Genomic DNA, 19128 nt, shown 5'->3' with positions numbered 1-19128 from the left:
CATCCCCGCCGCGCCGTGGCCCACCCGCTCTGTCCGGGCAGCGGCGGACGGTCACCGAGCGTAGGAAGCAGCAGGGCCGGCAGCACGGGATGGCGTTCGATCGCGGGCCAGAAACAGCCCCCGGCCCGCTTCGTCGCCGGAGCCGACGCCATCGAGGCCGCTGTGGCCAAGGTCGGAGAATTACTCGCGCACGCCGAAGCCTCCCGCGAACTGGGCGGCGACCTCGCCCACGACGGCGCCTGACCGCCCGGTCGTCCCGGCACCCCATCCCACACAATCAAGGAAACGAGCCATGGAACACATCACCTCCACCCCCACCATGAAGGCCCCCGCCGAGCGCTTCACCGGCGACGTCTACCTCAACATGATCGAGGCCCCCACCGAGCCCGCCCGCCTGGCGGCTGGCCTGGTGCGCTTCACCCCCGGCGCCCGCACCAACTGGCACTCCCACGCCAACGGACAGGTCCTCTACGTGACCGACGGCGTCGGCCTGGTCGGCACCCGCGACGGCAGCATCGTACGCATCAGCGCCGGCGAGACCCTCAAGTGCCCGGCTGGCGAGGAGCACTGGCACGGCGCCACCGACACCACCCTCATGGCGCACATCGCCCTCGTGGTCGGTGACGGCAACGGCGACGGCACCACCTGGCTGGAGCCCGTCACCGACGAGCAGTACGACGCCGCCCTCGCCACCAGCTGACCTGCCCTGCCCGCCCGCCTTCTCCCACGCCACCGCGCAAGGAGGCGGGCAGCGCTGTCTCCGGGCAAGGCAGCCAGTTCAATCCGTCCTGCTCACCGACCGTTCCGCTGACACTTCCCGTGACAGAACGGCTGACGTCGCCGTGGCAGACGACAGTTCAGGAGGCTTCGTCCTCGGCTGCGAGGGGATTCTCGTAGAGGTCGAGTTCGGCTTGCCTCGTGCGGTGTGCTCTCTCCCGGCAGTGTGGCGAGCAGGTGTCGTGCTCGCGCCGCTTGGTCGTGGATCTGACGAATCGCGTTCCGCAGGCGATGCAGGAGAGGGTTTCGCGCTGGCCAGGGATGATGCCGCGGCTTGAGGGAGCCCGACCAGCACGTCCCCCACCGTTCTCGGTGGTGATAGCCGTGCACCTTCGCCGTCGACGTCCCGCGCACCGGACACGGCACCGCCACGTCCCGGGTCCGGGCCGAGACCACTACCGCGTCGCCGCCGTCCGTCGCCTCCTCGACGACCAGCGCCGAAAGCCCCGAAAACACCGTCCCCATAAGGAAGTGGACATCCATCACGAGATCATGATCAAGGGCGGCTACTCGGCGTCACCACCGACTACGGGCCAGAGCCTGATTCATGACACTCCCGATCATCTCCAAGGACCCCTAAGCGGTGGCCGCCTCCGCGAACTGGTTGGTGTCGAAGAGTTCGTTGATGTGTCCGCCGAGTTCGGACCAGTGCCGTCCGGAGAGTTCGGCGGCGGCGCGGGCGTCGCCGCCGGCGCAGACGGCGATGAGTTCGTCGTGGTGCTCGATGGTGTTGCGGCCGCCGAGAAGGGTGGAGAACTTGCGGTAGAGGATGCGGTGGATCTGCGGGTGGAGCTGCTCGACGATCCGGCTGAGCACGGGGTTGTCCGCGGCGGCGATGGGGATGCCGTGGAAGCGGTCGTCGGCGGCCAGCGCGGCGGTCGTGTCGTTGGCGGCGACGGCCCGTTCGAAGTCGCGGTTGGCCTCGCGCATGCGCCCGAGGTCCTGCTCGGTCATGACCGGGACGGCCGTCTCGATGGCGAGTTGGTCGAGGGAGCGCAGGACGGCGAGGGTCTTCTCGACGTCGCGGCGGTTGAGCGTGGTGATACGGGTGTAGACGCCGGGCTTGGCCTCGACCAGACCGATGTCGGCGAGCCGGGCGAGCGCCTCCCGCACCGGGGTGCGGCTGAGTCCGAGGCGCTCGGCGAGCTCACCGTCCTTGACCTTCTCGCCGGGGACGAGTTCGCCGCGCACGATGGAGTCGCGCAGCCGGTGGAACACCTCGTCACTGAGGAGGCGGCGAGAGACTGGCTGGTCGAGTGACATATTGCGTACAGTACATCGCCCTTTGCCTTCCTATGCGGCCGTGTTCTCGGCCGTGGCCCGGCGGACCAGTGCCCGGGCCAGGACAAGCGCCGGGTCGACGAGGGGGACGTCGACGGCGTCGGCGGGAAGGCCGAGGGGGATTTCCGTGCAGCCGGCGACGACCGCCTGCGCGCCCTGTTCGGTGAGGCGTCGGGCGGCGCGGGCCAGGAGCGCCGTCGTCCTGTCGTCGCGGGTGCCCGCCTTCACCGCGTGGATGGCGGTCATGACCTCGTTGTTCTGGCTGAGGGTGCTGGGCAGGACGAGGCGGACGCCGAAGCGGTCCAGCCACTCCTGGTACAGGCCCGCGCGTACGGTGCCGGTGGTGGCGAGCAGTCCGACAGTGTGGATGCGCGGGTTCAGTGTGGTGAGGTGTCGGGCGACCTCGCCGATCATGTGGACGATGGGCAGCCCGATGTGGTCGACGATGCGCGGCACGAAGGCGTGGGCGGTGTTGCAGGGGATGGCGATGACGGTGGCGCCGGCCTCGCGCAGGACGCGGCTGCCCTCCAGGAGCCAGGGAGTGGGGTCGGGGCCGTCGCCCAGCAGGGCCTCGGTGCGGTCGGGGATAGTGGGGTCGGACCAGATGACCGTGCGGAGGTGGTCCTGGTCGCTGGTGCCGGGGGTGGTCGCGACGAGTTTGGCGTAGAAGTCGGCGGTGGCCGCAGGGCCCATGCCGCCGAGGATGCCGATGATCTCGGTGGTGGCCGTGCGGGTGCCGGTGGTCACTGTGCGGGTTCCTTCTGGAGAACGGCCGGGGTGCGGGGGTGTTCGCGGCTGCCATGTTTGGCCTCGCGCCGCTTCTCGGAGCTGTCGACCACCGCTGCCGCGAGCGAGTTGCCGATGACGTTCACGCCCGTACGGGCCATGTCGACGATGAAGTCCACACCGAGGAGCAAGGCGATGCCCTCGGCCGGCAGGCCGATGGAGTTCCCGGCGGCGATGAGGACGACGATGGAGGCGGAGGCGACGCCGGCCATGCCCTTGGAGAGGATCACCAGCACGCCGACCATGAGCAGCAGGGCCGGCAGGGAGGTGTCGGCGCCGTAGGCGTTGGCGAGGAAGACCAGGGCGGTGGCCTGGTAGAGAACAGAGCCGTCGGTGTTGAAGGAGTAGCCGAGGGGGACGACGAAGGAGGTCGTCGACCGGCTGAGACCGAAGGCTTCCAGCTTGCCCATCAGTGGGGCGAGCACCGATTCGGAGCTGCGGGTGACGAAGGCGATCCCGGCCAGTCCGGCGATGGACTTGAGTAGTTCGACGTAGCGGATGCGGTAGATCGCAGCAATGAGCGGGAAGAGCGCGCCGATGACGATGGCCAGGCCCGCGTAGACCACGGCGATGAAGCCCAGCAGGCTCCGCAGGTTGCCGAAGCCGTAGTACGCGACGTCGTATGAGATGAAACCGAGCACACCCAGCGGCGCGACCTGGATGACATAGCCGACGACCTTGAACATCACCGCGGCGACGGACTCCAGGACGGCAGCGAACGGCTCGGACTTCTCCCCGATCGCGGCCATCGCCACGCCCACGAGGAGCGCGAAGACGATCGCGCCGAGCAGGTTGCCCTCGCCGAACGCGGCGAAGATGTTCTTCGGTACGGCGTGCAGGACCAGTTCGTGGAAGTCGATGCCCTGGCTCAGACCGTCCAACTCTTTGGCGTCGGCTCCGTGAACGGGGGCGCCCTTGCCGATGCCCGTGAGCTTGGCAAGGCCCACCGCGATCAGCAGGACGACGGTGGTGACGATCTCGAAGTAGAGGATGGCCTTGCCTGCGATCCTGCCGACCTTCTTCACCGACTCCATGCGGGCGATGCCCAGCACGATGAGCGGGAAGACCAGGGGCAGGACGACGACCTGCACCAGGTTCAGGAACACGTCCCCGAGGATCTTCATCTGCTCGCCCGCCGAGGGGGCGAGGGATCCGATCAGGGCGCCGAGTCCAACGGCGATGACCGACTGAATGCCGATCGGCATCCGCAGACATCGCCCCCAAAAGGTTGGTTGTGCCGGTGGGGCGGGGGTGAGCGGTGTCCATGAGACCTCCTGCCATACGCAATATATTGCGTTCTGTATGTTGGTCGGCAACACTGAGGCCGGAGGCAGTGGCCTGTCAAGGGGCCCGCCGCAGAGCGAGGAGCAGCGAATGGCCGTACGTGTCGAGCACGACCTGGTCGGAGACAAGGAAATCCCCGTTGATGCCTATTACGGCGTGCACACCGTGCGGGCCGTGGAGAACTTCGCGATCACCGGGTCGACCATCGCCCAGTTCCCCGACCTGATCGCGGCCCTGGCGGCGGTCAAGCAGGCGGCCACGCAGGCCAATCGCGACCTCGGCCTGCTGCCGGCGGACATCTCGGAGGCGGTCATCCGCGCCTGCAAGGAGATCCGGGCCGGCCGACTGCACGAACAGTTCGTCGTCGACCCCGTCCAGGGCGGGGCCGGCACCTCGACGAACATGAACGCCAACGAGGTCATCGCCAACCGGGCCCTGGAGATCCTCGGCCACCCCCGCGGCCGCTACGACGTGATCCACCCCCTCGACCACGTCAACCTCGGCCAGAGCACCAACGACGTCTACCCCACCGCCGTACGCCTGGCCCTGGTCACCTCACTGCGCCGGCTCGGCGACTCACTGGGCGCCTTGGCCACGGCCTTCACCGAGAAGGCGGCCGAGTTCAGCGACGTCCTGAAAATGGGCCGCACCCAGCTCCAGGACGCCGTACCCATGACGCTGGGTCAGGAGTTCACGACCTACGCCGTCATGATCGAGGAGGACCGGCAGCGCCTCAGCGAGGCCGCGGCGCTGCTACTGGAGTCCAATCTCGGCGGCACCGCGATCGGCACGGCATCAACGGCCATCCCCGCTACGCCGAACTCGCCTGCGCCCACCTCGCCGAGATCAGCGGCGAACCCGTCCGCCCGGCGGGCGACTTCATCGAGGCCACCCAGGACTGCGGCGCTTTCGTCCAGCTCTCCGGCGTCCTCAAGAGGGTCGCCGTGAAACTCTCCAAGACCTGCAACGACCTGCGCCTCACCTCCTCCGGCCCCACCGCCGGACTCGGCGAGATCAACCTGCCGCCGATACAGGCCGGTTCGTCGATCATGCCCGGCAAGGTCAACCCGGTCATCCCCGAAGTCGTCAACCAGGTCGCCTTCGAAGTCATCGGCAACGACCTCACCGTCACCATGGCCGCCGAAGCCGGGCAGCTGCAGCTCAACGCCTTCGAACCCGTCATCGCCTACAGCCTGCTGCGCTCCCTGACCCATCTGCGCGCCGCCTGCGACACCCTCGCCACCCGCTGCGTCCCCGGCATCACGGCCAACCGCGAGCACCTCCACGACAGCGTCCACCGCTCGATCGGCCTGGTCACCGCGCTCGCCCCGCACATCGGCTACGCCGCCTCCACCACTCTCGCCCGCCAGGCCCTGGCCACCGGCCGCCCTGTCAAGGATCTCGCCGCCGAGGCCGGCCTGCTCACCACCGACCAGCTGGACACGATCCTGCGACCCGAGAACCTGACCCAGCCCTTCGGGCGGCCCTCGGCGGCAGCCACTCCGTGAACGCCGCGTTGGCCCGCACCCAGCAATCGGATCGCCCTATCCGATTCCATGGTACGGTTGAGACACTGAAACGGAAAGCCCTATCCGAATCAAGAATCGGATAAGCCTATTCAGATCTTGGGCCTTCCCGTGCCCTGTCTTCCCGAAAGGATTTCGCCGTGACCAGCATCGCCATCGTCGGAGCCGGCCCCCAGCTGGGCCTGGCCATCGCCCGCACCTTCGGCTCCCGGGGTTTCGACGTCGCCCTGATCTCCCGCAACCGGGAGAAGCTCGACGGTCTCGTCGGAACACTGACCGCCGAGGGCATCACCGCCGCCGCGTTCCCCGCGGACGTCCTCGACCGCGACGCGCTCACCCAGGCGCTCAAGGACGCCGCCACCCAGTTCGGCGGCATCGACGTGCTGGAGTACTCCCCGGTGGGCACGTTCGGCTCCACCGCGCTGACCACTCCGACCGAGACCGAACCGTCCCACGTGCAGCACGAGATCGAGTTCCAGCTGTACGGAGCCATCGCCGCCACCAAGGCCGTGCTGCCCGCGATGCGTGAGGCCGGTGCAGGCACCCTGCTCTACACCACGGGCGCCGGCTCCATCGACCCCGTCCCGCAGGTCGGCAACGTCAACGCCGCTGCCGCGGCCCTGCGCAACTGGGCGATCAACCTGCACAAGGAACTGGACGGCACCGGCGTCCAGGCCGCCCACGTCGGCATCGACGTGTCGATCGGCATGTCGGTCATCCCCGACTTCCCGACAGCCCAGCCCGAGGAGATCTCCCCCGTCTACTGGGACCTGCACACCACCAGGCGCGACCAGGCCGAACTCGTCTTCAGCCTCTGACGCACTTTCGTGATCGCCCTTCTTAGAACCTCGAACGCGCCGCGGAGTTCCGGGCCGCGGCGCGATCGAGGAGAAGGGCGTCGCTCCGATGGACAACGCCGACCGCGACGTTCGGGGCCTCGAGCGTCATGAGGACCGCCGAGCATGGCGAGCAGTTCATCCCTGGCACCTGTGCCCGCTGATGTCTGCCATCAGCCAATCCCCCACTGTTCGAGGAGTGGACCGGCATGACCACTACCACCGACCCGTCCTACGTCGACCCGGCGCTGATCAATCCCCGCGCCGTACGTCTCGTCGAGGCGTTCAAGGATTTCCTGGCCCGCATGCGTGACGAGGAGGGACTGACCTTCGAAGACTTCAGCGTGGCCGCCGACCTTCTGCAAAGGGCCCAGCAGGACACCGGTGCCCCCTTGGCGATGGTCTTCGGCCCGCTGTACAGCGAGGTGTTCATGGACGGCCGGGACGGCTACACGCCCGCCGCGGGCGTCGACGCCTTCACTGTCCTCTCCGGCACCCCGCGCATCGGCAACCCCGGCACCCTGCCGATGCGGCCGGACGAACCCGGCACCCCGCTGTCCGTCTCCGGCCGCGTTTTGGACGGCCACGGCCGGCCGATCGAGGGCGCCAGGCTGGAGATCTTCCACGCCGCCGACAACGGCAACTACTCCGGGCTCTACGACGACGGGGTGCCCAAGTACAACCTGCGCGGGCACCAGTTCACCGACGCCGACGGCCGCTACGCCTTCACCACCATCACCCCGTCGGCCTACGCGGAACCCCACCTCGCGGCGGTCGACGGAATCGCCGAAGCCTGCGCGGCTCTTGGGCGCAGCCTCTACCGCCCGGCCCACATCCACTACGAGGTCCACCACCCCGACCTGGTCACCCCCTGGGCGGGCGAGATCTACTTCAAGGGAGACCCGGTCATCCCCGTCGACTTCGTCGGCGGAACAAAGGCCCCCCTTTCCCTGCAGGCCGACACCGTCCTGCACGAGGACCCCGAGGACATCGCCGCAGCCGGCTTCCAGGGCCCCTACCGGACGATGGAGTTCGACTTCGTCCTGAAGACCCGTACCAGCCCCGACACCATCGCCCCGACGGGGACAACGGCATGAGCCCCGAGGATGCGACCGCCTGGTCTCTGTCCCGGCTCAACACCGCCTTCTACCACCACTACGACCGCCGCGAACACGACGCGGTGCTCGAATTCTTCACCCCCGACGCCCTGTACGAGGTTCACGGACGCAGGCTGCACGGCCACGCCGTGATCCTGGACGCGATCAACGCCCGCCCTGGTCCGGAGCAGACCATCCGCCACATCATGGGCGCCACGCACTTTCACACCGTCGGTGCCGCCACCGCCCAGGGAACCATCACCGTGCTCGGGTACGGCGGACTCACCCCCACCGAAGCAGGACCGGCCCCTTACACGGTGGCAACCGGCGGACACGTTTTCGAACTCACCGACCACTACCGGCTCGACAACGACCGCTGGAAGATCACCCACCGCACAGCCCGCCAGATCCTCACCCCGGTGCACGACTGACAATCCGCGCCTCGGGGAGCGTCGCCCAACAGCCGACGCTCCCCGAGGTGTGGTGGTGTCAAGCGACCGTGCACAACCGACGGCACCACTCATCCAAGCCGTCAGGGCGACCGCTGTCGCCCCGAGGCAGGGTGTCGATACAAGGGCCTGATCACCCCGGTGGCTCCTGGTCCGTCGTCGGGTGAGCTTCTGTCGTCAGGTGAGCTGTGGCATGACCTCGGCCGCAATCCAGTGCATAGCCTTCTCCACGCCTCCCTCCATGCTGGGAAGCCAGAGGGTACAGACGGTGAGCCCTGCCTCGGCGAGGCGCCCGAGATCATCGACGACGCTCGCGGCGCTCGGCTTCCGGCCGCCGAGCGGCCGTCGCTCCGACGGCACCTCGCCGGGAAAGCCAGGGGGGCTGAGGAACTGAACCGACGCGATCGTCAAACGGTCGGCGTCTTCGGGATCGGAGGCCACTTCACTCAATCGGCGTCGCATGTCGACGAGTTCGTCGGCAGTGAGGCTGGAGGCGTACCAGCCGTCGCCGAATCGCAAGGCACGACGCAGAGCAGCGTCGCTGTGGCCGCCGACCCATACTGGCGGACCGCCAGGAGTTGCCGGAGGCATCCCAAGGCGCGCGTCACGCAGGGTCGTGAACGGCCCGTCGAAGTCGGCGGGCCGTTGCGTCCACAGAGCCTTGGCGGCAGCGAGGGAGTCATCGGTGCGGGCGCCACGTTCTCGGAAGGGCACACCGATGGCGTCGAAGTCGTCTGTTTTCCAGCCGACGGCGACGCACAGGATGAAGCGGCCTCCGGACACGAAGTCCAGGGTGGCTGCCTGGCTGGCAAGCAGCACCGCCGGGTAGTACGGCGCGACGAGCACCGATGTCAGCAGCCGCAGGCGTGTCGTAGCGCCCGCGAGGGCCGACAGCAGGACAAGCGGGTCGGAGAGGTAGCCGTCGACGGCGTAACCGCCCTCCAGGAGGCGCTGACCGGCCGCGGCGTGATCGAAGCCCAGATCCTCGGCATGGCGTGCGGCTCGGAGGGCTGCGGATGCATCGTCGGGGGACCAGCGCTGCTGGAGGGAGACGCCAAGGTGCAGCGGAGACACGGGAGGGCCTTTCGTAACCGGCCTGGGCATCGGTTCTCCCAGGGATCTCCAGGTGACGGAGAGGGTGGGTGGGCAGTGATGCAGGCAAGGAGAGTTCGACCCCTTGGGCAATGTTCAAGAGCACTATCAATATTGTTGGACAACGTCCAAGGCGTCAAGGCCGAGGGGATACTCCTCCGGCCCGCCTCTCTGGCCAGGTCAGACCCACCGGGGGGCAGTTCGTCGCTGCACTGATGGACGCACAGGAAGACGACGACCCCGCCGAGCCGAACGGCCCGTCGCCTCAGGTCGCACGCTCGCAGCCTCCCGCAATACGCTTCAGCCGACTCCGTGCGCGGCGGAGCGCCCCGTGAGGATCAGGTCGACACCGTAGGTGAAGCGGTCATCGAAGCTCTCCCCGGTGAGGTGCTCGATCGTCTCCGCAAGGCACGGAAAGGCCGCCGGGTCGGCCGCCGCGGCCTCGACGCCGGGGGTGCGGTCCGGCGAGGTCTGCTCCTCGTTGACCAGGCTGACCACAAAGTAGATCAGGGTCCAGGCCGTCCAGGCCACCTCCTTGGGACTGCGTCCGGTGGCGCGCAGGGCGGCGTTGAACGCCTCGGCGAACGCCAGCTGGTGCGGGCGGCCCAACGAGAAGCCCTCCTGCATCAGGCGGGCGCCGTCGCGATGGGAACACAGCGTCGCCCGGAACGACTTGAGGAGCTTGCGGACCCGTTCCTCCGGATGCCGGGGCAGGCGGGCGGGCAAGCAACCGGCCATCATCGCGTCGGTCAGCGCGCCGAGCAGGCCTGCCTTGTCCTTCACGTGCCAGGCCACCGCGTTGACCCGTACCCCCAACCGGCCGGCGACAGCCCGCAGGGACAGCCCGTCAAGCCCGTCGCTCTCCAGCACTTCCATCGCAGCAGCCGCGATCCGCCCTTCACTCAGGCCGACATGGGCCCGGGACACCGAGGCGCGGGGTCGCTCCGCCGAACTTGACGTCTTGGACATTGCCCAATGATACTCACAACACCTCTTGGACGCTGCCCAAGAGATCCGCCCCGCACGCGAAGCTGTCCACCCGCTGGCGGCTACTCATGGTTCGGGACTTCGAAGGGACATCATCATGGGGAAGCTCAGCGGCAAGACCGCTCTCGTCACCGGTTCCAGCCGAGGTATAGGCCGGGCTACGGCCGTCGGCCTGGCCCGGGAGGGAGCCCTGGTCGCCGTGCACTATGCGCACAACGAGCAGGCCGCCCGGGATACCGTCGAGCTGATCGAGAAGGACGGCGGCCGGGCCTTCACGGTCGGCGCGGAACTCGGCGTGCCCGGAGACATCGACCAGCTGTTCCAGGGGCTGGAGGCCGGCCTGAGGGAGCACACCGGTCAGAGGACCCTGGACATCCTGGTGAACAACGCCGCCGAGGCGTCGTCCGGGACTGCTCCCGAGGAGGTATCCGTCGACGAGTTCGACAAGACGTTCGCGGTCAACGTCAAGGCGCCCTTCTTCATCGTCCAACGCGCTCTCGGGCTGATCCCCGACGGGGGACGTGTCATCAACATCTCCTCCGGTCTGACCGGGATCGCCAGCCCTTCGCAGACCGTCTACTCGATGTCCAAGGGCGCACTCGAACAGCTCACGAGGAACTTCGCGCGGCACCTCGCCACCCGAAGGATCACGGTCAACAACGTCCTTCCCGGCGTGGTGGACAACGGACATGAGGCCTTCAAGATCCCCGAACTGCGGGAGCAGCTGTCCCAGTTCTCGGCGTACAAGCGCCTCGCCGAGCCCAAGGATGTCGCCGACGTGGTCTGCTTCCTCACCACCGACGAGGCAGAGTGGATCACCGGCGCATCCCTCGACGTCACTGGCGGCAGCCTCCTCGGCTAGGAAGTGCATCGAACGCGCCAGCCACGGCCGCGCGTTGCCGGCCGTGATGCGGAGCACCTCTTAGCGGGCCGAGAGCCTGTCCTCCGGCTCGGACTTCGACAGCCGGCTGTCACGAGCGCCGCGCTTCTTCCTGATTACGCGGTTTCGGGAGGCGTTGACCTGCGAGCGCGCAGGCGACTGGGTCGGGGATCGGGTCTCCCCGCCCCGAGCTCCGCGCACGGCCCAGGACGAGCCCGAACCGCAGGGATGTCGGCGCAGGCACGGAACCACATGTCGTCGATCAGCCGTCGTCGCGTCCAACAACGACTCCAGGATCAAGTCTTCGCGGTCCACGACACGTGGTGGCACAGCACTGTCCCCCTCTCCGAGGGGGACGTCGAGGGCTGCACGATGGAACGTCGGCCGCACGCCTCGCGTTTCGACCTGCAGATCGGCGAGCCTCTCGATCCCCCGGCTACACGACCTGTCCCCGCCCACTCGGTCGGTACCGAGGAAGGAAACGTGTACATGCCGATGACAGGCAGGGACTGATGGACACTCAGCACGGGACCACTGCAGTCGCCGAGCGTTCCGATGCCGCCCGCAACCGCGCCCGGCTACTGAAAGCCGCCGGGCGTCTGGTCGCCGAACACGGCGCTGAGCACGTCACCATGGAGGCGATCGCGAAGGAAGCCGGCGTGGGAAAGGGCACCCTCTTTCGCCGGTTCGCGGACCGGGGCGGCCTTCTCCTGGCTCTCTTCGCCGAGGCCGAAGCAGACTTCCAGGACCTGTGCAGGTCCGGTCCGCCTCCGCTCGGCCCCGGGGCGCCGGCGAGAGAACGGCTGACGGCGTTCGGGTGTGCACTCATCGAGCGCATCGCGTCCGACGCCGACCTGGGTTCCGCCTTGGCGCGCCAACTGCCCCGCGAACGCCGGTATCCCTCCGAGACCGCGCGTGGCTACCACCGCCATGTGTCAACGCTCCTGGGTGAAGCTGGAGTGGACGGCGACCGCGACATGCTCGCCCATGCCCTGCTCACGTTCGTAAATATCGAGGCGGTGGACCATCTGCGCCACGACTGCGATGTCCCCATCGCCCGTCTCCAAGCCACCTGGGCAGATCTGGTACGACGCATGGTCCCGGCCGACACCGATCCGGAACAGCAGCCGGCACCAGGCCCTTGACCTGCGTTACCCGCAGCCGAGCTCGGCGTTTGAGCCCCCGACATGCACAGTGTTCCGGCCCTGGGATCGGCCGCTCTTGCCCGGCTGCGGCGGGGCGGTGCCCTGGCCGGCGCGGAGCATGGCCTCGTAAAGGGGCTCGTGCCCGGGCGCCGCGGGCAGGGCGCCGCGCGCGGGAGCCTCCAGGGACTGGATGAGCAGCGCGACCACACGCCGCCAGGCATCGGGGGCGGCATCGCCGCAGGCGTTGACGACGCCGGCGTTGGCCATGTGGATCAACACCAGGTCCGAGGGATCGAAGTCCGCGCGCAGTCGGCCGGTGGCCTTGGCGCGGTCGATGAGGAGCAACATGGCCCCGTACGCCTCGTTGCGGCGTTCCTCCAGGGCCTTGGCGGTGGGGAAAGTCATGGTCAGGACGTCGGCGAAGCCGTTGTCGGCAGCCTGCATCGCGCAGGCGGCCTCAATGTAGCCGACGAAACCGTTCCAGGGGTCGGGGTCGTCCAGGGCGACGGTGACCGCGTCGGCGTAGGCGCCCATGCGGTCGGAGAAGACGGCGTCGACCAGTTCCTCCTTTGTGGGGAAGCGGCGGAACATGGTGGCGATGCCCACGCCAGCCTCGCGGGCCACGGACGCCATGGACGCGTTCAGTCCGTCCCGCGCGAACACCGTGCGCGCGGCGGCGATGATCCGCTCCCGGTTACGTTCGGCGTCACTGCGCAGACGCTGAGCGTCGGGACCGTCGGAGTGCTGGGCGCCAGGGTTCATACCAGCCAGTCTAGCAATCGGATTGACCTATCCATTTTTGCTGCTAGGCTGTCCACGAAGAACCGGATAATGCTATCCGAGTCGGGAAACGGATAGGCAACTCCAGTCTGTCTGCGGCCGCTGGACAAGCCACCCGCAGGATCTCGGCGCGGGCGCACCCGCTCCCTCGTCGGACCCCCCGATCACACCGCGCCGTACCAGCGCCGCGGCCACACCTGAAGAAAGTCCCCGCTCCCAATGAACGTGTTCCTGTGGATCGTGCAGGGCGTCCTGGCCGCGGCCTTCGCGGCCTCCGGCATCGTCAAGATCGCCAAGCCCCAGAGCCCGGATCTCTCCCTGCCGCTCGTGCGCCTGATCGGCGCAGCCGAGACGGCCGCTGCCCTCGCGCTGATCCTCCCGGCGGCCCTCGACGTCGCGACCGTGCTCACGCCGCTGGCCGCCACCGGCCTCGCGGTGCTCATGGTCCTGGCCATGGGCTACCACGCCCGCCGTAAGGAGTCCATGCCCATCGCGATCAACGCGGCGCTGCTCATCCTCGCGGCCCTCGTCATGTGGGGCCGGTTCGGACCCCACGCCTTCTGACCCCGCCCCTCCGTTGTCACGGCGACCCGGCACCCCGGCAGCACGGGTCGCCTGCTTCCGGCCCAACTGCCCGTACACGCAAAGGAGATGACTGTGGAGATCGGCGTCCTTTCCCTGTCCGACCTGCAGAGCGACCCCGCCACGGGGACCCTGCACGACGCCGGGCGCCGTACCCGCGAGATCGTCTCCTACGCGGTCGCCGCCGACCAGGCGGGACTGGACCTCTTCGGCCTCGGCGAGCACCACAGCCCAGACTTCGCCGTCGCCAACCCCGCCGTCCCGCTTGCCGCCATCGCGCAGGCCACCGACCGTATCCGCCTGACCAGCGCGGTGTCCGTGCTGTCCACCGCGGACCCGGTGCGGCTGCACCAGGACTTCGCCTCCCTCGACCTGCTCAGCGACGGCCGGGCCGAGATCATCGCCGGGCGCAGCGCCTTCACCGAGGCGTTCCGTCTCTTCGGTGTCGACCTGGACGACTACGACGAGGTGTTCGCCGAGAAGCTGCGCCTGCTCCTCGCCATCCGGAAGAACCCCGACCACGTCACCTGGCAGGGCCGCTTCCGCCCAGCCCTGGACGGCCTGCCCGTCCCGCCTCTCCCCCGTCGGCCGCAGCTGCCCCTGTGGCTCGGCGTGGGCGGCACCCCCGCCAGCGTGGAACGCGCCGGGAAGCTCGGCCTGCCCATGGTTCTCGGCCTCATCGGCGGGGACATACGCCGCGCCCGCGCGGCCGTCGAGCACTACCGTGCTATCGGCGCCGAGGCAGGTCATCCCGTGGAGCAGCTCAGGCTCGGCGTCTCCACCCACTTCTACGTCGGCGCAACCTCCCAGGGCGCGCGAGACGGTCTCTTCCCGTACTACCGCGAGTACCTGCGCCCCAAACCGCCCACCGGACGCGGCTGGCATGTCTCCCGCGCCGACTTCGACGCCGTATCGAGCCCGTACGGCGCACTGGTGGCCGGCAGCCCGCAGGAGGTCATCGACAAGATCCTCACTGAGCACGAACTGTTTGGCCTCAACCGGTTCCTCGGCCAGGTCGACTTCGGCGGCATGCCCACCTCGATGGTCCACGCGTCCATCGAACTCCTCGCCACCGAGGTCGCCCCCGCCATCCGCAAGGAACTCGGCTTGTCGGCCATGTGAAAGCCGGCCTCCCCCACTCCAAGTGCCCGCCCTCGGTCGATCCCCCCTCGGAGACAGACATGACCGCAACCCCCGACCCGTCGAACATCGACCCGCAGTCGTCCGACCCCCGCACGGCGCGTCTCGTCGAGGCGTTCAGGGACGCCCTGGTCCGCATGCGCGATGGACAGGATCTGTCCGCCGACGACCTCGACGTGGCCGCCGATCTGCTGCAGATGGTGCAGACGCCCGGCGGTGCCACCCTGGCGGCGGCAGTCATGCCGCAGTTCAGGGATGTATTCCAAGGACGCCGAGACAGCTCCGACAGCTCCGCCCCATCCGGCCCGGCACCCTGCCACTGTGTTCCGAAGAGCCCGGAGCCACGCTGGTGGTGAAGGTTTGCCCCGGTGGCGCGCATGGACGCCGCCCTGGTCGCATCGACGGTCGCGTCAGTCGAGTGCGACGCCGGTGTGACTCTCGAGGGCTTGCACGAGGCGGGCCTGGAACTCTTCGTCCTGCGCCGCGGGATGCGGGTTCTGCGTCTGCCGGTGGTACCAGTAGCCGCCGGTGTTCGGGGTCACGTCGCGGTGCGTGGCGAGCCACACCTGGGTCTGATGCCCAGCGGTCAGGTCGTCCGGTGCGCCGGCACCGCCCATCCGGGTGGGCACCCACCCGGGGTCGACAGCATGGCTCGTGGTGCCCTGCCAGCGGGACGCGAGCGCGAACGCGAGGGTGGTGACCCACAGCTTGCTGTCGTCGTAGGAAGCGGTGCCGGCAGCCAGCCGTCGCAGGTCGGTGGAACCGGATCGGTGCATGGAGCTGCTCAGGTGGATGAGCCGGGCCGGTTTGTCCATCAGGGCCGTCAGCAGGTAGGGAGCGACCGTGTTGACGGTGCCCGCATCCCGGGAATCCATGGTGCCGGCGTTGTGGATGACGGCGTCGAAGCGGCCGAACTCGCCGGCTTGCCGGGCGGCGTCGCGGATCTCGTCGAGGTCGGCGAGGTCCCCGGTGACGACGCCTTTCCAGCGGGCGGTGTCCTCCGCGCCGGTGAGACGGGCCGGGTTACGGACGTGGACGACCACATCGTGCCCGTCGTCGACCAGCGCGTTCGCCGTGTTGCGCCCGAGCCCGCCGGCTGCCCCGGTCACCAGGATCAGTGCCATGTCAGTCCCCTCCTGTCCGTGTGGGTGGTGCGGCCCTGCCCACACCACGACCGTACGACTGTGTCCGGCAGGTTGGGATGCACTGTCAGTACACCCATTCCCGGTAGCTCACCACCCGCGCGAGGTGACCGCGGACAGGAAGTGGCTCTGGGCGTACGCCACATGAGGACCCGAACAAGCGGCGAACGTTGTCCCTTTGTCTTGTCGGGCGAAGAGTACGGGCGCACCTCTTCAGGTGACATGCCCATGACTGATCAGGAGTGAAGACTCGTGCACTCAAACGCCAAGGCGGGCGCCCAGAGCGGCCCTCTCCTCTTGAAGCGCCGCGGCCTGTTGGCAGGGACGGTCACTGCTGCGGGTGCCGCGATGACGGCAGGGCTCCCCCTCCCCGCGCAGGCCGCCACAACGAGCGTGACCGAGCCTGACCGTTTCCCCGCAGGGCGGCCGCTGCTCATCCGCAGGGCCACCGTCATCACGATGGACCGAACGCGCGGGATCTTGCCGGACACTGATGTCCTCGTCGTGCGCGAGAGGATCAAGGCGGTGGGCAGCAAGCTGTCCGCGCCGCACGGTACGGCGGTCATCGAGGCCAAGGACGCTCTGCTGATCCCGGGCTTCGTCGACACCCATCGCCACATGTGGCAGTCCGTGCTGCGCGGCATGGGCGCCGACTGGACCATTACGAACTACCTTGATGCGGTAGGGAAGCTACTCCCGCATCTCCGCCCCGAAGACGTCTACGCCGGCAACTACCTCGGCATGGTCGAAGCGGTGGCCGACGGCGTCACCACTGTCCTGGACTGGTCCCATGGGTCCCTCACCCCCGCCCACGCCGACGCCGCGGTCGACGCCCTGATGGCCGTGCCCGGCCGGGCACGCTGGGCGTACGGCCGATTCAGCCTCGACTTCTCCTGGGTCACCAGCGGCGAGGTCGACCGGATCAGGGAGGCGCGGTTCAGCAGCGACGACCAGTTGGTGACCATGCAGCTGGCACTGAGCGCACCGACGGACTCCGCCGGGGACGCCGCATGGCGCTATGCGGCGGAACACGACCTCCCGGTGACCTCGCACGTCGGCGTCTTCGGTGCGGATACGGATCCGGCTGTCACCCGCCTGGCGGACAACGGCTTCCTGAGTCCCAGGACGACGCTCGTCCACGCCACCACCCTGTCTGACGAGTCCTACCGCCGGATCGCCGACAGTGGCGCCTTCGTGTCGCTGTCGACGGAGAGCGAGATGAACATGGGACAGGGCTACCCGCCCACGGGCGCGGCGCATCGCTTCGGCATCCCCATCTCCCTCTCTGTGGACTCGGTGTTGGGGTGGAGCGGCGACATGTTCACCAACATGCGGGCTGCCCTCGCCGCTGAGCGCGGTCTGGTCTTCCTGCGCGCACACGAGCGGGGGGAACCAGTGATCACCCATGAACTGCGCGCCGCCGATGTTCTGCACTACGCCACCCTCGGCGGCGCCGAGGCCCTGGGCATGGCCGACCGGATCGGCTCCATCACGCCGGGCAAGCTCGCCGACCTCGTGCTGCTCCGGCAGGACACCCCGTCCATGACGCCGGTGATCAGCCCCGTCGGTCACCTGGTGTTCCAGGCCGGACGTGGGGACATCGACACCGTCGTCGTGGGCGGCAGAGTGCTCAAGCATCAAGGCGAGCTGATCGGCCTCAACCTCCCACAGGCGCGCAGACTGGCCGAGGCGGCACGCGACCGCCTCCGTTCCGCCATAGGAGAGGAGACGTGGCAGAACCTGATCGATCCGCCTCGCCCCTGAGCCGTCCTGGAACCGGCGGGGCTGTCCACGGTCGCCAGCAGCCGCAGACCCGCCGTATGCACGGTCGTCGCCACCAAGGTGGTGGCCGTCTCCTGACCCTGAGCGATGCGACCGCACGCCACCGCATGTTCCCGCGGCCGTGAGCGGCCTCCAGTTTCTTCGGCGACGCCTACGTTGTCATCGGCAGCCGGGTAATCACTCGAAGGAGCCGCCCGGGGGCGGGGTGTCCTCGGGGAACGGGGGTGGGGCAGGTCGTAGAGGCCGACCAGGACGAGCGAGCTGTCGCCCAGGTTGCGGCCGATGTGAACTGGTCAGGTTCCGGCCGGTTCCTGGATGGTGTCGCCGGTGCGGTGGACGCGGGGCTGTCGGCCAGGGGCGATCATGGTGCTGCCGCAGCCTGCCCAGCAGACGAGAAGACGGCCCCGTAATCTTTGCCGTTGGCCTGCCCGTCACCAAGCCCATGAGCAGTCGGTCCGTGAATCGGGCCGGTGCGCAGAGAAAGCGGCAAGCCGCTTGCCCGGTTGGTGTAGGCGATGATCTCCGCGGTGATGGAGATGGCCGTTTCCTCGGGGGTACGCGCGCCGAGGTCCAGGCCGATCGGCGAACGCAATCGGGCGATTTGGGCCGCGGTGACACCGGCCTCCCTCAGGTGACGCAGGCGTTCGCCGTGTGTGCGCCGGGAGCCCATCGCGCCGACGTAGCCGACGGGAAGGTCGAGGGCCAGACGCAGGAGGGGGATGTCGAATTTGGCGTCGTGGGTGAGGACGCATACTGCGGTACGGGCGTCCACCTCGGCGCGTTCCAGGTAGCGGTGGGGCCAGTCGACCACCACCTCGTCGGCGTGCGGAAAGCGGGCGGTCGTGGCGAAGACGGGCCGGGCGTCGCAGACGGTGACGTGATAGCCGAGGAATCGGCCGGCCCGGCTGAGCGCGGCCGCGAAGTCGATCGCGCCAAAGATGAGCATGCGGGGGCGGGTGGCGGCCACGTGGACGAGCACGGACAGCCGCTCGGGGCAGGTGTCCGCATCCCCGCCGAGTGTGACACGGGCAGTGTGTCCGGCCCGCAACAGTGCCCTGGCTCGGTCTGCGACCGCCCGTGCCACCGGCCCGTCGTCCAGTGTCCCGCCGACCGCTCGGCCGTCATCGAGCACGCTCAAGGTGGCTCCGAGAAGCTCGTCGGGGCCGTCGACGATCTGCGCGACGCCAGCAGATCGGCCCACGGCGACCTCCACGAGGGCCGCACCGAGATGCGGCTGATTCGCGGGATCGATGCGCTGAACAATGACGTGGAGTTCGCCGCCGCAGGTCAGGCCCGCGGCGAAGGCGTCCTCGTCGGAGTAGCCGAACCAGGCCCGCTGGGTTGCGCCCCGGTCCTGGAGCACCTGTCGGCACAACTCGTACACCGCGCTCTCGACACAGCCCCCTGAAATGCTGCCGACCGCGTTGCCGTCCTCGTCCACCGCGACGGACGTGCCGACCGGCAGCGGTGCGCTGCCACGAACGTCGACAGCGGTGGCCAGGGCGAAGGGACGTGCCTCGTGGCACCAGCGGTGCAGTGTCTCCGCGATGTTCAGCATGAGC

Annotated in this window: 19 protein-coding genes and 1 pseudogene; 12 read left to right on the top strand and 8 right to left on the bottom strand. The window is 68.8% G+C overall.

What is annotated here, in order from left to right; all coding sequences use genetic code 11:
• Positions 1-15: 15 nt before the first annotated feature.
• Both ACFYMM_RS37765 and ACFYMM_RS37760 read left to right on the top strand, forming a co-directional pair.
• Positions 16-243, top strand: coding sequence for a hypothetical protein (locus ACFYMM_RS37765; RefSeq protein WP_388395608.1), 228 nt, complete (start codon positions 16-18; stop codon positions 241-243).
• 49 nt (positions 244-292) lie between these two features.
• Positions 293-700 (top strand): cupin domain-containing protein, encoded by a 408-nt coding sequence (locus ACFYMM_RS37760; RefSeq protein ID WP_388395605.1) that lies wholly within the window; start codon positions 293-295, stop codon positions 698-700.
• Between the two features lie 653 nt (positions 701-1353).
• Here ACFYMM_RS37760 and ACFYMM_RS37755 read toward each other — a convergent pair.
• The 3 genes from ACFYMM_RS37755 to ACFYMM_RS37745 are packed head-to-tail and all read right to left on the bottom strand — an operon-like array spanning position 1354 to position 4049.
• The gene (locus ACFYMM_RS37755; protein ID WP_388395602.1) at positions 1354-2040 is read right to left on the bottom strand and encodes a GntR family transcriptional regulator; all 687 of its coding nucleotides are present in this window, start codon (positions 2038-2040) and stop codon (positions 1354-1356) included.
• Between the two features lie 30 nt (positions 2041-2070).
• Complete coding sequence (locus ACFYMM_RS37750; RefSeq protein ID WP_388395599.1) at positions 2071-2805, bottom strand: aspartate/glutamate racemase family protein; 735 nt, start codon at positions 2803-2805, stop codon at positions 2071-2073.
• Entirely contained in the window at positions 2802-4049 is a 1248-nt protein-coding gene (locus ACFYMM_RS37745) for a dicarboxylate/amino acid:cation symporter (RefSeq protein ID WP_388395596.1), read from the bottom strand. The genes ACFYMM_RS37750 and ACFYMM_RS37745 overlap by 4 nt, the downstream gene beginning before the upstream one ends.
• Before the next feature lie 169 nt (positions 4050-4218).
• Between ACFYMM_RS37745 and aspA the strand changes: the two are divergent.
• The 4 genes and pseudogenes from aspA (at position 4219) to ACFYMM_RS37725 (ending at position 8018) form a co-directional block, all read left to right on the top strand.
• Positions 4219-5636: pseudogene (gene aspA / locus ACFYMM_RS37740) on the top strand (aspartate ammonia-lyase).
• A 158-nt stretch (positions 5637-5794) separates the two neighbouring features.
• Positions 5795-6472, top strand: a complete 678-nt coding sequence (locus tag ACFYMM_RS37735) for an SDR family NAD(P)-dependent oxidoreductase (protein ID WP_388395594.1) — start codon at positions 5795-5797, stop codon at positions 6470-6472.
• A gap of 227 nt (positions 6473-6699) precedes the next feature.
• A complete protein-coding gene (locus tag ACFYMM_RS37730) occupies positions 6700-7587 on the top strand; it encodes a hypothetical protein (protein ID WP_388395592.1) in 888 nt (295 codons plus the stop codon).
• Complete coding sequence (locus ACFYMM_RS37725; RefSeq protein ID WP_388395590.1) at positions 7584-8018, top strand: nuclear transport factor 2 family protein; 435 nt, start codon at positions 7584-7586, stop codon at positions 8016-8018. The genes ACFYMM_RS37730 and ACFYMM_RS37725 overlap by 4 nt, the downstream gene beginning before the upstream one ends.
• 195 nt (positions 8019-8213) lie before the next feature.
• On the opposite strand, the gene ACFYMM_RS37720 is transcribed toward ACFYMM_RS37725, so the two are convergent.
• Together ACFYMM_RS37720 and ACFYMM_RS37715 are read right to left on the bottom strand one after the other, a co-directional pair.
• On the bottom strand, positions 8214-9110 hold the full coding sequence (locus tag ACFYMM_RS37720) for a TIGR03619 family F420-dependent LLM class oxidoreductase (RefSeq protein ID WP_388395587.1): 897 nt from the start codon (positions 9108-9110) through the stop codon (positions 8214-8216).
• Between the two features lie 318 nt (positions 9111-9428).
• Positions 9429-10097 (bottom strand): TetR/AcrR family transcriptional regulator C-terminal domain-containing protein, encoded by a 669-nt coding sequence (locus tag ACFYMM_RS37715; protein ID WP_388395584.1) that lies wholly within the window; start codon positions 10095-10097, stop codon positions 9429-9431.
• Positions 10098-10212: 115 nt separating this feature from the next.
• On the opposite strand from ACFYMM_RS37715, the gene ACFYMM_RS37710 reads away from it, so the two are divergent.
• Together ACFYMM_RS37710 and ACFYMM_RS37705 are read left to right on the top strand one after the other, a co-directional pair.
• Entirely contained in the window at positions 10213-10977 is a 765-nt protein-coding gene (locus ACFYMM_RS37710; protein WP_388395581.1) for an SDR family NAD(P)-dependent oxidoreductase, read from the top strand.
• Between the two features lie 530 nt (positions 10978-11507).
• Positions 11508-12140: a TetR/AcrR family transcriptional regulator gene (locus tag ACFYMM_RS37705; protein ID WP_388395578.1), complete on the top strand. Its 633-nt coding sequence runs from the start codon at positions 11508-11510 to the stop codon at positions 12138-12140.
• A 6-nt stretch (positions 12141-12146) separates the two neighbouring features.
• Here ACFYMM_RS37705 and ACFYMM_RS37700 read toward each other — a convergent pair whose 3' ends face one another.
• Complete coding sequence (locus ACFYMM_RS37700) at positions 12147-12902, bottom strand: TetR/AcrR family transcriptional regulator (RefSeq protein WP_388395575.1); 756 nt, start codon at positions 12900-12902, stop codon at positions 12147-12149.
• Between the two features lie 237 nt (positions 12903-13139).
• Between ACFYMM_RS37700 and ACFYMM_RS37695 the strand changes: the two genes are divergently transcribed.
• The 3 genes from ACFYMM_RS37695 (at position 13140) to ACFYMM_RS37685 (ending at position 14998) form a co-directional block, all read left to right on the top strand.
• The gene (locus ACFYMM_RS37695) at positions 13140-13484 is read left to right on the top strand and encodes a DoxX family protein (RefSeq protein ID WP_388395572.1); all 345 of its coding nucleotides are present in this window, start codon (positions 13140-13142) and stop codon (positions 13482-13484) included.
• An 87-nt stretch (positions 13485-13571) separates the two neighbouring features.
• Positions 13572-14624: an LLM class flavin-dependent oxidoreductase gene (locus ACFYMM_RS37690; protein ID WP_388395569.1), complete on the top strand. Its 1053-nt coding sequence runs from the start codon at positions 13572-13574 to the stop codon at positions 14622-14624.
• A gap of 59 nt (positions 14625-14683) precedes the next feature.
• Positions 14684-14998, top strand: a complete 315-nt coding sequence (locus ACFYMM_RS37685) for a hypothetical protein (protein WP_388395565.1) — start codon at positions 14684-14686, stop codon at positions 14996-14998.
• Positions 14999-15052: 54 nt separating this feature from the next.
• Here the strand turns inward: ACFYMM_RS37685 and ACFYMM_RS37680 are convergent, their stop codons facing one another.
• Entirely contained in the window at positions 15053-15766 is a 714-nt protein-coding gene (locus tag ACFYMM_RS37680; RefSeq protein WP_388395563.1) for an SDR family NAD(P)-dependent oxidoreductase, read from the bottom strand.
• Between the two features lie 366 nt (positions 15767-16132).
• On the opposite strand from ACFYMM_RS37680, the gene ACFYMM_RS37675 reads away from it, so the two are divergent.
• On the top strand, positions 16133-17548 hold the full coding sequence (locus ACFYMM_RS37675; protein WP_388395560.1) for an amidohydrolase family protein: 1416 nt from the start codon (positions 16133-16135) through the stop codon (positions 17546-17548).
• 379 nt (positions 17549-17927) lie between these two features.
• On the opposite strand, the gene ACFYMM_RS37670 is transcribed toward ACFYMM_RS37675, so the two are convergent.
• Positions 17928-19124 carry an XdhC family protein gene (locus tag ACFYMM_RS37670; RefSeq protein WP_388395557.1) on the bottom strand — a complete coding sequence of 399 codons (1197 nt, stop codon included), beginning with the start codon at positions 19122-19124 and terminating at the stop codon, positions 17928-17930.
• Positions 19125-19128: the final 4 nt, after the last annotated feature.

The sequence above is a fragment of the Streptomyces sp. NPDC006739 genome (assembly GCF_042869815.1).
Lineage (GTDB): Bacteria > Actinomycetota > Actinomycetes > Streptomycetales > Streptomycetaceae > Streptomyces.
The sequence above is the reverse complement of the archived record's forward strand: the minus strand, read 5'-3'. Positions and strand labels throughout refer to the sequence as shown.